Source organism: Pseudomonas sp. NPDC090208 (genome assembly GCF_044746785.1).
GTDB lineage: Bacteria > Pseudomonadota > Gammaproteobacteria > Pseudomonadales > Pseudomonadaceae > Aquipseudomonas.
This window is the reverse complement of the sequence record NZ_JBIVCU010000005.1, coordinates 76,196-90,288: the sequence shown is the minus strand read 5'-3', so window position 1 is coordinate 90,288 and position 14,093 is coordinate 76,196. Positions and strand designations below refer to the sequence as shown.

At 61.9% G+C, this 14,093-nt stretch carries 11 protein-coding genes; 8 read left to right on the top strand and 3 right to left on the bottom strand.

Annotated elements, in window-relative coordinates:
• Positions 1-23: 23 nt before the first annotated feature.
• Positions 24-1,106, top strand: a complete 1,083-nt coding sequence (leuB, locus tag ACIPL0_RS10805; RefSeq protein ID WP_400596635.1) for a 3-isopropylmalate dehydrogenase — start codon at positions 24-26, stop codon at positions 1,104-1,106.
• A gap of 108 nt (positions 1,107-1,214) precedes the next feature.
• The gene (asd, locus tag ACIPL0_RS10800; RefSeq protein ID WP_400596634.1) at positions 1,215-2,327 is read left to right on the top strand and encodes an aspartate-semialdehyde dehydrogenase; all 1,113 of its coding nucleotides are present in this window, start codon (positions 1,215-1,217) and stop codon (positions 2,325-2,327) included.
• An 848-nt stretch (positions 2,328-3,175) separates the two neighbouring features.
• Here asd and ACIPL0_RS10795 read toward each other — a convergent pair.
• Positions 3,176-4,339 (bottom strand): acyltransferase family protein, encoded by a 1,164-nt coding sequence (locus ACIPL0_RS10795; RefSeq protein ID WP_400596632.1) that lies wholly within the window; start codon positions 4,337-4,339, stop codon positions 3,176-3,178.
• Positions 4,340-4,661: 322 nt separating this feature from the next.
• On the opposite strand from ACIPL0_RS10795, the gene ACIPL0_RS10790 reads away from it, so the two are divergent.
• From ACIPL0_RS10790 to ACIPL0_RS10770, 5 genes are all read left to right on the top strand, one after another.
• Positions 4,662-5,678, top strand: a complete 1,017-nt coding sequence (locus ACIPL0_RS10790) for a 2-dehydro-3-deoxygalactonokinase (protein ID WP_400596631.1) — start codon at positions 4,662-4,664, stop codon at positions 5,676-5,678.
• Between the two features lies 1 nt (position 5,679).
• On the top strand, positions 5,680-6,315 hold the full coding sequence (locus tag ACIPL0_RS10785) for a 2-dehydro-3-deoxy-6-phosphogalactonate aldolase (RefSeq protein ID WP_400596630.1): 636 nt from the start codon (positions 5,680-5,682) through the stop codon (positions 6,313-6,315).
• 40 nt (positions 6,316-6,355) lie between these two features.
• Positions 6,356-7,504: a galactonate dehydratase gene (gene dgoD, locus ACIPL0_RS10780; RefSeq protein ID WP_400596629.1), complete on the top strand. Its 1,149-nt coding sequence runs from the start codon at positions 6,356-6,358 to the stop codon at positions 7,502-7,504.
• Between the two features lie 90 nt (positions 7,505-7,594).
• Positions 7,595-8,908, top strand: coding sequence for an MFS transporter (locus ACIPL0_RS10775; protein WP_400596628.1), 1,314 nt, complete (start codon positions 7,595-7,597; stop codon positions 8,906-8,908).
• A gap of 65 nt (positions 8,909-8,973) precedes the next feature.
• Entirely contained in the window at positions 8,974-9,780 is an 807-nt protein-coding gene (locus tag ACIPL0_RS10770) for an IclR family transcriptional regulator (protein WP_400596627.1), read from the top strand.
• Between the two features lie 161 nt (positions 9,781-9,941).
• Here the strand turns inward: ACIPL0_RS10770 and ACIPL0_RS10765 are convergent, their stop codons facing one another.
• A complete protein-coding gene (locus ACIPL0_RS10765) occupies positions 9,942-10,994 on the bottom strand; it encodes an NAD(P)-dependent alcohol dehydrogenase (protein WP_400596626.1) in 1,053 nt (350 codons plus the stop codon).
• A 179-nt stretch (positions 10,995-11,173) separates the two neighbouring features.
• On the opposite strand from ACIPL0_RS10765, the gene ACIPL0_RS10760 reads away from it, so the two are divergent.
• On the top strand, positions 11,174-12,079 hold the full coding sequence (locus ACIPL0_RS10760; protein ID WP_400596625.1) for an AraC family transcriptional regulator N-terminal domain-containing protein: 906 nt from the start codon (positions 11,174-11,176) through the stop codon (positions 12,077-12,079).
• A 100-nt stretch (positions 12,080-12,179) separates the two neighbouring features.
• Here the strand turns inward: ACIPL0_RS10760 and ACIPL0_RS10755 are convergent, their stop codons facing one another.
• The gene (locus tag ACIPL0_RS10755; RefSeq protein WP_400596624.1) at positions 12,180-13,844 is read right to left on the bottom strand and encodes an electron transfer flavoprotein-ubiquinone oxidoreductase; all 1,665 of its coding nucleotides are present in this window, start codon (positions 13,842-13,844) and stop codon (positions 12,180-12,182) included.
• Positions 13,845-14,093 lie beyond the last annotated feature (249 nt).

Genomic DNA, 14,093 nt, shown 5'->3' with positions numbered 1-14,093 from the left:
GCCTATATTGAAACGAGGATGTTATGAGCAAGCAGATTCTGATTCTCCCGGGTGACGGTATTGGTCCGGAGATCATGGCCGAAGCGGTTAAGGTGCTGGAACTGGCCAACGACAAGTTTCAACTGGGCTTCGAGCTGAGCCACGACGTCATCGGCGGCGCCGCCATCGACAAGCACGGCGTGCCGCTGGCCGACGAAACCCTGGAGCGCGCCCGCGCTGCTGACGCCGTGCTGCTCGGTGCGGTGGGTGGCCCGAAATGGGACGCCATCGAGCGCGACATCCGCCCGGAGCGCGGTCTGCTGAAGATCCGTTCGCAACTGGGCCTGTTCGCCAACCTGCGTCCGGCGATCCTCTACCCGCAACTGGCCGACGCTTCCAGCCTCAAGCCTGAGATCGTTGCCGGTCTGGACATCCTCATCGTTCGCGAGCTGACCGGCGGTATCTACTTCGGTGCGCCGCGCGGTACCCGCGAGCTGGAAAACGGCGAGCGCCAGTCTTACGATACCCTGCCGTACAGCGAGAGCGAGATCCGCCGCATTGCCCGCGTCGGTTTCGACATGGCCCGCGTGCGTGGCAAGAAACTGTGCTCGGTGGACAAGGCCAACGTGCTGGCGTCCAGCCAATTGTGGCGTGAAGTGGTCGAACAGGTCGCCAAGGACTATCCGGACGTCGAGCTGAGCCACATGTACGTCGACAACGCGGCCATGCAACTGGTCCGCGCGCCGAAGCAATTCGACGTGATGGTCACCGACAACATGTTCGGCGACATCCTGTCCGACGAAGCGTCGATGCTCACCGGTTCCATCGGCATGCTGCCGTCGGCGTCGCTGGATTCGAACAACAAGGGCATGTACGAGCCTTGCCACGGTTCGGCGCCGGACATCGCCGGCAAAGGCATCGCCAACCCGCTGGCGACCATTCTGTCGGTGTCGATGATGCTGCGTTACAGCTTCAATCAGCACGTTGCGGCGGACGCCATCGAGAAGGCCGTGAGCCTGGTGCTGGATCAGGGCTTGCGCACAGGCGACATCTGGTCCGAAGGTAATGCCAAAGTCGGTACGCAGGAAATGGGTGACGCCGTAGTCGCCGCGCTGCGCAATCTGTAATATCTCGGGCCCACTGGCGCAAGAATCGCGTGAAAAGACGTCGTAAACGAGGCGTCTTGAGATTTCTGGCGAAGGGGGCCCCACTTTTTTGATGAAGGTGTAGTTGCGATGAAACGTGTAGGTCTGGTCGGTTGGCGCGGTATGGTTGGTTCCGTGCTCATGCAGCGGATGCTGGAAGAGCAGGATTTCGATCTGATTGAGCCGGTGTTTTTCACCACCTCCAACGTCGGTGGCGAAGGCCCGGCGGTGGGCAAGGATATTGCGCCGCTGAAGGATGCCTACAGCATCGACGAGCTCAAGACCCTGGACGTGGTACTGACCTGCCAGGGCGGCGACTACACCAACGAGGTGTTCCCGAAGCTGCGTGAAGCGGGCTGGCAGGGTTACTGGATCGACGCTGCATCGTCGCTGCGCATGAGCGACGACGCCGTGATCGTGCTCGACCCGGTCAACCGCAAGGTCATCGACCAGCAACTGGACGCCGGCACCAAGAACTTCATCGGCGGCAACTGCACCGTCAGTCTGATGCTGATGGGCCTGGGCGGCCTGTTCGAAGCCGGTCTGGTCGAGTGGATGAACGCCATGACCTATCAGGCGGCCTCGGGTGCCGGTGCGCAGAACATGCGTGAACTGATTCGTCAGATGGGCACCATCAACGCCTCGGTCGCCGACGATCTGGCCAATCCGGCCAGCGCGATTCTGGACATCGACCGCAAAGTCGCCGAAGCCATGCGCAGCGACAGCTTCCCGACCGAAAACTTCGGCGTACCGCTGGCTGGCAGCCTGATCCCGTGGATCGACAAGGAACTGCCGAACGGCCAGAGCCGCGAAGAGTGGAAAGGCCAGGCGGAGACCAATAAGATTCTCGGTCGCTTCAAGAGCCCGATCCCGGTCGACGGCATCTGCGTGCGCATCGGCGCCATGCGCTGCCACAGCCAGGCGCTGACCATCAAGCTGAACAAAGACGTACCGATTGCCGACATCGAAGGCATCATCAGCCAGCACAACCCATGGGTGAAACTGGTGCCGAACAACCGTGAAGCCAGCATCCAGGAACTGAGCCCTACCTCGGTCACCGGCACGCTGAACATCCCGGTCGGTCGTCTGCGCAAACTGAACATGGGTTCGCAATACCTGGGCGCCTTCACCGTGGGCGACCAACTGCTGTGGGGCGCCGCCGAGCCGCTGCGCCGCATGCTGCGGATCCTGCTGGAGCGTTGATTTCACGCTGAAGCCGCAAACAAAAAACCGCCTCACTAGGGGCGGTTTTTTATGGGGGAGCGCATTGAGGTTTGCTTGTGCGGGAAGGAGCTCTGCACGCGATGGCGGCGGGTCAGGTGATGCAGGTTGTCAGTGCTGACGCCATCGCGAGCAGAGCTCCCTCCCACGGCCTTCGGCCAGAATCAAAAGCAACGGCATTCGCTGATCCGTAGCAGTCTGGCTTGCCGATGGTAGCGATTTCAAAGACGTCTTCGTCCGAATGCGGCCCAGACCAAGCCCGCTCCCACAGGTTTTGCATTTTGCTTTTCTGTAGCAGTCCGGCTTGCCGGCGGTGGTGTCCTCAAGATCGCAACCGCCGGTAAGCCGTGCTGCTACGGTTTTTGATCTTGGGGCCCCGTCCCAGCAGGCCGAACGCAGGCGATGTGGAGTGGGTTGAGCGACAGGATGTCGCGAGAGCCGCGTGGGCCATGGATGGCCCATTCGCGGCGTGCCCACGGAGCATTGCCGGAGTGCGGGTACACCGAGCATTAGCGAGGTGCCGTATGGCGGGGATAAGAGCCCTTGGTTACTTGGGGCTTTTCCAAGTAACTCGCCGTCAGGCGAAACAGGCTGCGTTAGCAGCTAAGGCGTCAGACCAGACAAACCGAGTGCACAGGATTTACGACGACTGCGTCGCCGGTCGCAGGGCAAGCCAGCTCCTACATTTGACCGCGTAACTCGCCGCCAGGCGAAACAGGGCTGCGTTAGCAGACCATGCAGTCCGCCAGACAAACCGAGTGCACAGGTTTTACGACGAGTGCCTCGCCGCTCGCAGGGCAAGCCAGCTCCTACAGGGAATAGGCTTGCGCTCAAGCCTTTTTCGCCGGCGCATCATCCTTGCGCCGCCGGAACAACGTTCCATGCTTCCAGTCCTTGCCAAACCGAATGCCCGGCGCTTCGACATAACAGTGCGCCAACATGGAAATCACCACCACCGCGACCACCACCAGCAGCAACAACAGATTGTCGTTCAACGCACTGCCCGTGCTCATATAACGCACCACCGTCCCCGCCGTTTCGCCAGCCTTGTCCACCAACAACGACATGCCAGTGAACTTGGCCGCAACGGTCAGCGCGGTAACCAGTACGAAAATCACCGCCGCGTGGGTCATGTAGATCGACAACCACAAACTGCCCAGCCATGGAAACGCGCGCAGGCGCAGCAATTGCGAAACCACCCCGGCTTCGTAGGCAAAGATCAGAATCGCCGCCGAGAACAACACACCCAACTCTACGGTCAGCGGCGCCTCACCCTCAGTCATCACCCAATAAATCAACGCCAGAACACCGATCTCCAACACACTCGCCAGCAGCAAGCCGGGCCGGGAATCATGCAGGCGTACATACAGGCGATAGGCGAGGGTGCCAGCGAAGAAGCACGACACGCCCCACAACACATTGCGCGGGATCGCACTGAAATCCTTGTACAGCGCGACAAAGGCCAGCAGGCACAACAACAGGAACAGTTTGCGCGCCAGGCCCGGCAAAGCGAGACAGATGAGCGCAAACAGCACCCACACGTAAAACTCGACGCTGATGAACCACGACGGGTAGTTGAACGACAGCGCATTGAAACCCGGCCACCAGGCCTGGATCAGCAACAGATTGGGGAGGATTTCGCCCGGTGCACGGTCGCCACTGAACGCCGGGTAATTCAGCGACAGGCCGTAACGCTCAAGCACCAGCTTCAGGCATTCGAAGCCGATGAAAAACAGCAACACCAACACATGCAGCGGCACGACCCGGCAGGTGCGGCTGATCATGAACTCGCCGACCTGACGCGGCGTTGCCAGATGTTCCACATAGCGGCGGTAAATCAGAAACCCGCTCAAGGCGAAGAAAAAACCCACGAACTGGCTGGCGTTCCGGAAAAACGCCAGCTCGGTGATGCTGCGCTCGATATGGGAGTGGTGAACGATCAGCGCCACGGCACACAGCCCGCGAAAACTGTCGAGCACAAGGAATCGCTTCATCTGACGGGTCCTTTTGTAGATGAGTGTAGAAGGTTGCTAGCAGATGGCTATCTATGCCGGGAGACGGCAACTGCACGGAAATGCGGGGGGAGCGGGGAGGTTACCACCTTCAACGCGCAAGGCTGATGAGTGGGCTGAAGCTGTAGGGATTGGCTACGGAACGTGTCGGAGTATGCCGCAGAGATCGTACGTCTTGCAGCGGTATTCGTCGCAAAACGTAAAATCCCATAATATGGGATTGATATTTATATATTGAGATATTTCCAGCGAGAAGGTTATAGTTCGCCGCGCATTCACTCATCAATAACAATCAGGTGAAGCCATGCAGGCGCAATTGATCGCGCTCGACTGGGGGACGACATCCCTTCGCGCGTATCGACTCGGCGAACACGGCCGGGTACTGGAACACCGCTCGCTCAGCGCGGGCATCATGCAATTGCCGACGACACCCCGGACCATCGCCGGGCAGCTCGTCAGCGACGGATTCGAACTGGCGTTCGATGAAGCCTGCGGTGACTGGCTCGACGCCGAACCGCATCTGCCGGTGATTGCCTGCGGCATGGTCGGCAGCGCTCAGGGCTGGTGTGAGGCGGTCTATCAGCAGACCCCGGCCAGCGTGGCCGCGCTCAGCTCGGCGCTAGTCAGCGTGCGCAGCGTGCGTGGTGTTGACGTACAGATCATCCCTGGCGTACTGCAGCGCTCCGAACTGCCCAATGTCATGCGCGGCGAAGAAACCCAGGTGCTGGGCATTCTCAGTTCATTGCCTGCCGCCGAAGCCAACGCGTCGTTGCTGATCGGCCTGCCCGGCAGCCATTCGAAGTGGGTGAGGGCGGTCGCCGGACGTATCGAACATTTCGACACCTTCATGACCGGCGAGGTCTACGCCGCACTGGCCGGCCACACCATCCTCGGCCGCACCATGCAGCGCAGCGAACACTTCGATGCCGAAGCCTTCGACCGTGGCGTCAACGTCGCCCTGTCGGCAGACGGCGCCGCAGGCCCGCTGTCGACCATTTTCAGTTGCCGCACCCTGGGCCTGACCGGCGTACTGTCGGGCACTGCGCAGCCCGATTACCTGTCCGGCCTGTTGATCGGCCACGAAGTGGTGGCCCTGGCCGCACTGTTGCGTGCTGAGCAGCCGGCTTTGCCGGCGGTGATCCTGATTGGCAGCGGCGCCTTGCTCGAACGCTATCAGCGCGCGCTGGCGGCCAACGGTTTCCCGCAGGTGACGCTGGCCGAACAGGCCACCGAACGTGGTCTGTGGCAAGTCGCCGTGCAGGCCGGCCTGATTCCTTCCCTTTCGGCGGCCGCTGCCCGGCCCCTCTCCGTAGAGAACTGAAATGCTCAAGAAAGCCCTCGCACAAAACGGCCTGGTCGCGATCCTGCGCGGCCTGCGCCCGGAAGAAGCCCCGGCCATCGGCGATGTCCTGTACAAGGCCGGATTTCGCGTCATCGAAGTGCCGCTCAACTCCCCGCAGCCGTACGACAGCATCCGCTTGCTGCGTGAGCGTTTGCCCGCCGATTGTCTGATCGGTGCCGGCACGGTGCTGACGCCCGAGCAGGTCAGTCAGGTCAAGGAGGCGGGCGGGCAGGTCATCGTCATGCCCCACAGCGATCCGCAGGTGCTGCGTGCCGCGAAGGAGCAGGGCCTGTTCCTGTCGCCGGGTGTGGCGACGCCGACCGAAGCTTTCGCTGCGCTGGCCAACGGTGCCGACGTGTTGAAGATGTTCCCGGCCGAGCAAATGGGCCCGGCGGTGGTCAAGGCCTGGCTGGCGGTGTTGCCGGCCGGCACCGTGTTGCTGCCGGTGGGCGGGATCACCCCGGACAACATGAAAGTGTTCCTCGATGCCGGTGTGTCCGGTTTCGGTCTGGGTTCGGGCCTGTTCAAGCCCGGCATGAGCGCCGCCGACGTGGCCGAGCGGGCCGAGGCTTACGTGGCCGCCTGGAATCAGCATCGCCCTGCGAATAAACAGTGAATCACGCGCCTGTCGCGTCATTGAACAAGAGAGACAAGAGATGAAAATCACCAAACTCACCACCTTCATCGTTCCGCCGCGCTGGTGCTTCCTGAAAGTCGAAACCGACGAAGGCGTGACCGGCTGGGGCGAACCCGTGGTCGAAGGGCGTGCGCATACCGTCGCGGCTGCCGTCGACGAATTGTCCGACTACCTGATCGGCAAAGACCCACGCAACATCGAAGACATCTGGACCGTGCTCTATCGCGGCGGCTTCTACCGCGGCGGCGCCATCCACATGAGTGCGCTGGCCGGTATCGACCAGGCGCTGTGGGACATCAAGGGCAAGGCGCTGGGCGTGTCGGTCAGCGATCTGCTGGGTGGTCAGGTGCGTGACAAGATCCGCGTCTATTCGTGGATCGGCGGCGACCGTCCGGCCGACACCGCCCGTGCGGCGAAAGAGGCTGTTTCCCGTGGCTTCACTGCGGTGAAGATGAATGGCACCGAAGAGCTGCAATTCCTCGACACCTTCGAGAAAGTCGACCTGGCCCTGGCCAACGTCGCCGCCGTGCGTGATGCGGTCGGCCCGAACGTTGGCATCGGCGTGGACTTCCACGGCCGCGTGCACAAGCCGATGGCCAAGGTGCTGATGAAGGAGCTGGACCCGTACAAGCTGATGTTCATCGAAGAGCCGGTGCTCAGCGAAAACTACGAAGCGCTGAAAGAGCTGGCGCCGCTGACCAGCACGCCGATTGCCCTGGGCGAGCGGCTGTTCTCGCGCTGGGACTTCAAGCGCGTGCTCAGCGAAGGTTACGTCGACATCATCCAGCCGGATGCGTCCCACGCCGGCGGCATCACCGAAACCCGCAAGATCGCCAACATGGCCGAAGCCTATGACGTCGCGCTGGCCCTGCATTGCCCGCTGGGCCCGATTGCCCTGGCCGCCTGCCTGCAACTGGACGCCGCCTGCTACAACGCGTTCATTCAGGAGCAGAGCCTGGGCATTCACTACAACGAGAGCAATGACTTGCTCGACTACATCAAGAACCCGAACGTCTTCGACTACGACAAGGGCATGGTGAAGATCCCGAACGGTCCGGGCCTGGGCATCGAGATCAACGAAGAATACGTCAAGGAGCGCGCCGCCGTCGGCCACCGCTGGCGCAATCCGATCTGGCGCCACGCCGACGGCAGCTTCGCCGAGTGGTGATCACACCCGCCTGATCGCGAGCAAGCTCTTCCAGCAAAGCGATACAGCATTTCCAGACCTCAGATAAACATAAAAAGAGGCACTCTCCCCATGCGCACACAGACCTTGCAGGACGCGCAGGCGATCACCGCCACGCCGTCACGCAAACGCTTTTTCATCATGGTGCTGCTGTTCATCACGGTGGTAATCAACTACCTCGACCGCAGCAACCTGTCCATCGCCGCGCCCGCCCTGACCAGCGAGCTCGGCATCGACCCGGTGCATGCCGGTCTGATCTTCTCTGCGTTCGGCTGGACCTACGCCGCCATGCAACTGCCCGGTGGCTGGTTGGTCGACCGCGTGCCGCCACGCGTCCTGTACACCGTCGCCCTGGCGTTGTGGTCCGTGGCGACCATCATGCTCGGCTTCGTCGGCAGCTTCATTGGCCTGTTCGTGCTGCGCATGGCCGTTGGCGCGCTGGAAGCGCCGGCCTATCCGATCAACAGCCGGGTGGTGACCGCCTGGTTCCCGGAAAAAGAGCGGGCCACCGCCGTCGGTTTCTATACGTCGGGCCAATTCGTCGGCCTGGCCTTCCTGACTCCGGTACTGGCCTGGCTGCAGACCCGTTTCGGCTGGCACATGGTGTTCGTCGTCACCGGCGGTGTCGGTGTGTTGTGGGCGGTGATCTGGTATCTGGTGTATCGCGAGCCGCGTGACTTCAAAGGCGTCAATCAGGGCGAAATCGACCTGATCAAGGCCGGTGGCGGGCTGGTGGATATCCAGACCGATGCGGCGAAAGCCAAGAACGGCTTCCAGTGGGCCGACCTCGGCATCGTCCTGAGCAAGCGCAAACTGTGGGGCATCTACCTCGGCCAGTTCTGCCTGAACTCGACCTTGTGGTTCTTCCTGACGTGGTTCCCGACCTATCTGGTGAAGTACCGCGGCATGGACTTCATCAAGTCCGGTCTGCTGGCTTCGCTGCCGTTTCTGGCGGCCTTCGTCGGCGTGCTGTGTTCGGGCTTCTTCTCCGACTGGCTGATCCGCCGCGGCCACAGCGTCGGCTTTGCGCGCAAGCTGCCGATCATCTCCGGCCTGCTGATTTCCACCTCGATCATCGGCGCCAACTACGTCGATTCGACGCCACTGGTGATCGCGTTCCTGGCGCTGGCGTTCTTCGGCAACGGTCTGGCTTCGATCACCTGGTCGCTGGTGTCGACCCTGGCCCCGGCGCGTCTGCTCGGCCTGACCGGTGGCACCTTCAACCTGATCGGCAACCTGGCGGCCATTGCCACGCCGATCGTCATCGGCTTCCTCGCTTCCGGTGAGTCGTTCGCCCCGGCCATCACCTACATTGCCGTGCTGGCGCTGCTCGGTGCGCTGTCCTACATCCTGCTGGTGGGCAAGGTCGAGCGCATCGAGCTGTAACGACTGGCAGGCGACAAGGCTGGCGGGGATAATGCCGCCAGCTTTCCGATTCGATAAGGCGCGATATGCAAGATTCTCCCGACACCGCAGGCGCGACCGGCAAAGAGGCCGCCCCCACTGGCACGCAGACGCTGCTGCGCGGGCTGGGTGTGGTTCAGGCGGTGGCCAGTGGCGCCCGCGATCTCAAAGAGATTGCCCGGCTGATCGGCACCACGCGCAGCACCACGCACCGGCTGGCCAGTTGTCTGGTCGAGGAGCGTTACCTGCGTGTGCTGCCGCAGGTGGGCTATCTGTTGGGTCCGAAACTGATCGAGCTGGGTTTTCAGGCGCGTGAAGAAGTGCCGCTGACCATGCTGGCCCGGCCGTATCTGGACGAGTTGTCGGCGCTGACCGGCGACACCGTGCATCTGGCGGTGCGCGACGGTGACGACGTGCTGTATCTGCACAAGAATCCGGGGCGCAACGGCCCGGAGATGCGTTCCAGGGTAGGGCATCGCATGCCGCTGGCGCGGACCGGTATCGGCAAGGCGCTGCTGCTGGACAGCCCGGAAAGCGAATGGCGGCGGCTGTATGACATCAGCGTGCCGGAAGTGACCCGCACCCACCTGTGGCCGGCCCATCAGGAGCAGACCTGGGAGCAGGTGCGTACGCGCATGCTGGAGTATGTGCAGGGCGGTTACGCGTTCGATCTGGAAGACAACGAACCGTCGATCCGCTGCGTGGCGGCGCCGATTCGTGACGCCGGCAAACACATCGTCGCCGGGATCAGCATCGCCAGTACGGTGCCGTACATGCCGCTGGAAAAGATGGCCGAGCTGGTGCCGGTGATCAAGGAAACGGCGGCACGCCTGTCGGCGGAGTTGGGTGGGTAACCACCGATTTCACCGCGCTGCTGCGTTTTGCTTGGCGCCCCATAACCCTGTGGGACCGAACTCATTCGGGAGAGGCCGGTACAGCCGCCATCTATCTGTCAGCTGAGCCACCGCATCCCGAATAAATTCGGTCCCACAAGAATTACGCAGGTCGGTCGGCGTTAAACCTTCAACGTGGCCATATCGATCACGAAGCGGTACTTCACGTCACCGGCAATCATGCGCTCGTAGGCTTCGTTGATGTTTTTGATGTCGAGCATCTCGATGTCGCAGGTGATGTCGTGCTCGGCGCAGAAATCCAGCACTTCCTGGGTTTCGGCAATACCGCCGATCAGCGAACCGGCCAGCACTCGACGTTTCATCACCAGATTGGCGGCATGCACGGCCGGGTCGATCGGTTCGATCAGGCCGACCAGAATATGTACGCCATCGAAACGCAGGGTCTCCAGGTACGGGTTGAGGTCGTGTTGCACCGGAATGGTGTCCAGCAGGAAATCGAAACGACCGGCTGCGGCCTTCATCTGCTCGGCGTCGGTCGACACGATCACGTGATCGGCGCCCTGACGGCGGGCTTCTTCAGCCTTGCTGGCGGAACGGGTGAACAGGGTGACTTCGGCGCCCATGGCTTTGGCGAACTTGATGCCCATGTGGCCCAGGCCGCCCATGCCCAGCACGCCGACCTTGTCGCCTGCCTTGACGCCGTAGTGCTTGAGCGGCGAGTAGGTGGTGATGCCAGCGCAGAGAATCGGCGCGGCAGAGGCCAGGTCGAGTTTTTCCGGGATGCGCACCACGAAGTGCTCGCTGACCACGATGCTGCTGGAGTAACCGCCCATGGTGTTGCTGCCGTCGACGCGGTCCGGGGTGGCGTAGGTCAGGGTCGGGCCTTCCAGGCAGTATTGCTCCAGATCCGCCGCGCAGGCTTCACAGTGGCGGCAGGAGTCGACCATGCAGCCGACACCGACCAGATCACCGATCTTATGTTTGCTGACGTTGGCGCCGACTTCGGTGACCCGACCGACGATTTCGTGGCCTGGCATCAGCGGGTACACGGCGATGCCCCATTCGTTGCGCGCCTGGTGGATGTCGGAGTGGCAGACGCCGCAGTAGAGAATCTCGATAGCCACGTCGTCAGGGCGTGGGCTGCGACGGTTGAAGGTCATGGGGGCGAGGGGAGCTGTAGCGGACTGAGCGGCATAGCCGATGGCGGTGTACATGGTGAACCTCGCAAAAACGATGACGGTTGAGGCGGGCCATTTTCCGCAGCGAGCCAGGTCGTGACCATGAACATTCCTACCCATGTCATGCCTAATCCTCCGAAGTTGCCCCTGCATCGAATGCCTGGTCCGGCATTTCTGCGATGATGCGAGTGTCTGATCCTCTGTCCGGTAAAACCATGTCACTGACTCTTCATTCCGATGCCAACGCCGCGCTGGTGTCCCTGATCAAGCCACTGGCCACGCGCCCCGGTTTTCTCGATACGCCGGTGGCGGGTGTGCAGGTCATGTCCTGGGGCTATTACGTTGCCAGCAGTCCGCAGATCTACGAACCGAGCCTGGTGGTGCTGGCCCAGGGCAGCAAACTGGCGCGCCTGGGTTCGCGGACGCTGGAGTATGGCGCCGGCCATTATCTGGTGCAGGCGCTGTCGGTGCCGTTCATGTGCGAGACCTTTGCCACCGCACAGGAGCCGATGTATGGCGTTTCGGTGTCGATTGACCGGGCGTTGCTCAATGAGCTGGTGCAGGCCATGGCGCTGGCGCCGGACGCCTCGGTGAAGGCGCAGACGCCGGAATCGATGAGCTCCGCCGAGCTGGATAGGGCAATGCGCGAAAGTGTCGAGCGTTTGCTGCGTTGTCTGCACGATCCTTTGGATGCGCGGGTGATGGGCCCGGCGCGGGTGCGGGAGGTGCTGTATGCGGCGTTGCGTGGTCCGCAGGCCGGCGTCTTGCGTGCACTGGTCGAGCAGCAGGGGCATTTCGCCCGCATCGCCTCGGCGCTGAACTACTTGCGCGACCACTTCAACGAGGCGCTGAGCGTCGACGAACTGGCCCGTTGCGCCAACATGAGCGCCTCGACCTTCCATGAGCATTTCAAGCGCAGCACCCTGTTGTCGCCGGTGCAGTACCTCAAGCGCCTGCGTCTGCTCAAGGCGCAGCAGATGCTGATCGGCGAGGGCATGGGCGTGGCGCAGGTGGCGCACAAGGTGGGGTATCAGAGCACGTCGCAGTTCAGCCGCGAGTACAAGCGCTACTTCGAGCGAAGCCCGGGGGAGGAGGGAGGGCAGCAGCGGATTTCGGCGTGACGCATTGTTGCTGAAGCAACTGTGGGAGTAGCTGTCTGGCTTGCCGGCGGTAGCGTCATTGAGATCGCCATGCCAGCAAGCCAGGATGTCGCGCGGTACGTTACATGTTCGGGTAGGTCGGCCCGCCTGCGCCTTCCGGGGTCACCCAGGTGATGTTCTGCGAAGGGTCCTTGATGTCGCAGGTCTTGCAGTGTACGCAGTTCTGCGCGTTGATCTGGAAGCGCTTGCTGCCGTCTTCCTGAGTCACCACCTCATACACGCCGGCCGGGCAGTAGCGCTGGGCCGGTTCGTCGTACTTGGGCAGGTTGACGTTGATCGGGATGTTCGGGTCGCGCAGCTTCAGGTGGCACGGCTGTTCTTCTTCATGGTTGGTGCCGGAGATGAACACCGAACTCAGCTTGTCGAAGCTCAGCTTGCCGTCGGGTTTCGGGTAGTCGATCTTCTTCGAGTCGGCCGCCAGCTTCAGGCAGGCGTAGTCCGGCTTGTTGTCGTGCAGAGTGAACGGAATCTTGCCGCCGAACAGGTTCTGGTCGATGAAGTTGAACGCGCCACCGAAGATCGGACCGAATTTGTGGATCGCCGCGCCGAAGTTGCGGCTGGCGAACAGTTCTTCGTGCAGCCAGCTGCCCTTGAACGCTTCGACATAGCCGTTCAGTGCATCGCCGCCTTCGTTGCCGGCCAGCAGTGCGTCGGCCACGGCTTCAGCGGCGAGCATGCCGGATTTCATCGCGGTGTGGCTGCCCTTGATCTTGGCGAAGTTCAGCGTGCCCAGGTCGCAACCGATCAGCGCGCCGCCGGGGAATACCATCTTCGGCAGCGAGTTCAGGCCGCCTTTGCAGATGGCACGGGCGCCGTAGCTGATGCGCTTGCCGCCTTCCAGGTACTGCTTGAGGATCGGGTGGTGCTTGAGGCGCTGGAATTCGTCGAACGGCGACAGGTATGGGTTGGCGTAGGACAGATCGACGATCAGGCCGACCACCACCTGATTATTCTCCAGGTGATAGAGGAACGAACCGCCAGTGTTCTCGGTGCCCATCACGTCCAGCGGCCAGCCGGCGGTGTGGACCACCAGGCCTGGCTGATGCTTGGCCGGGTCGATTTCCCAGATTTCCTTGAGACCGATGCCGTAGTGCTGGGCGTCGGCTTCGCTGTCGAGGTTGAAGCGCTTGATCAGTTGCTTGCCGATGTGGCCACGGCAGCCTTCGGCGAACAGCGTGTACTTGCCGCGCAGCTCCATGCCGGGAGTGTACATGCCCTCTTTAGGGTTGCCTTCGCGATCCACGCCCATGTCGCCGGTGAGGATGCCGCGCACCACGCCGTTCTCATCGATCAGCGCTTCCTGAGCAGCGAAGCCGGGGTAGATTTCCACGCCCAGATTCTCGGCCTGCTGCGCCAGCCAGCGGCACAGGTTGCCCAGCGAAATGATGTAGTTGCCTTCGTTGTGCATGGTCTTGGGCACGAACAGGCCTGGCACCTTGGTGCCGGCGTCGGCGCTGGTCAGCACATAGATGTCGTCGCTTTTGACCGGGGTGTTCAGCGGCGCGCCGAGTTCTTTCCAGTCAGGGAACAGCTCATTGAGCGCGCGCGGTTCGAATACCGCACCGGAGAGGATGTGAGCGCCGACTTCGGAGCCTTTTTCCACCACGCAGACGCTGATTTCCTGGCCGGCTTCGGCAGCCTTCTGTTTCAGACGGCATGCGGCGGACAACCCGGAAGGGCCGGCTCCGACGATGACGACGTCGAATTCCATGTATTCGCGTTCCACTGGCTATCTCCTGCTCAAGGCTCAACGGTATTTTTTTATAGAGGTTGCTGAAAACCGACATCCGGAAGGTCGTTGCCCGGCTGTCATCTAAAAGGCGTGCATTATATGTACAACACCTTGCGGGTCCAATACAAACGTTTGTTTGAATCAGCTGGAACCCTGATAAAACATAGGGACGCGGCTTGCGACTGGCGTTTTTGTCGTATTGACCGGAATAGGCGTTACGGTCAAGATACGGGCGGTTTTGCG

Coding starts and splice junctions, on each gene's coding strand:
- dgoD (WP_400596629.1), top strand. CDS start 6,356: ATGAAAATCACCAAACTCACCACCTTCATCGTTCCGCCGCGCTGGTGC.
- ACIPL0_RS10790 (WP_400596631.1), top strand. CDS start 4,662: ATGCAGGCGCAATTGATCGCGCTCGACTGGGGGACGACATCCCTTCGC.
- ACIPL0_RS10785 (WP_400596630.1), top strand. CDS start 5,680: ATGCTCAAGAAAGCCCTCGCACAAAACGGCCTGGTCGCGATCCTGCGC.
- ACIPL0_RS10760 (WP_400596625.1), top strand. CDS start 11,174: ATGTCACTGACTCTTCATTCCGATGCCAACGCCGCGCTGGTGTCCCTG.
- ACIPL0_RS10795 (WP_400596632.1), bottom strand. CDS start 4,339: ATGAAGCGATTCCTTGTGCTCGACAGTTTTCGCGGGCTGTGTGCCGTG.
- ACIPL0_RS10775 (WP_400596628.1), top strand. CDS start 7,595: ATGCGCACACAGACCTTGCAGGACGCGCAGGCGATCACCGCCACGCCG.
- ACIPL0_RS10765 (WP_400596626.1), bottom strand. CDS start 10,994: ATGTACACCGCCATCGGCTATGCCGCTCAGTCCGCTACAGCTCCCCTC.
- leuB (WP_400596635.1), top strand. CDS start 24: ATGAGCAAGCAGATTCTGATTCTCCCGGGTGACGGTATTGGTCCGGAG.
- ACIPL0_RS10770 (WP_400596627.1), top strand. CDS start 8,974: ATGCAAGATTCTCCCGACACCGCAGGCGCGACCGGCAAAGAGGCCGCC.
- asd (WP_400596634.1), top strand. CDS start 1,215: ATGAAACGTGTAGGTCTGGTCGGTTGGCGCGGTATGGTTGGTTCCGTG.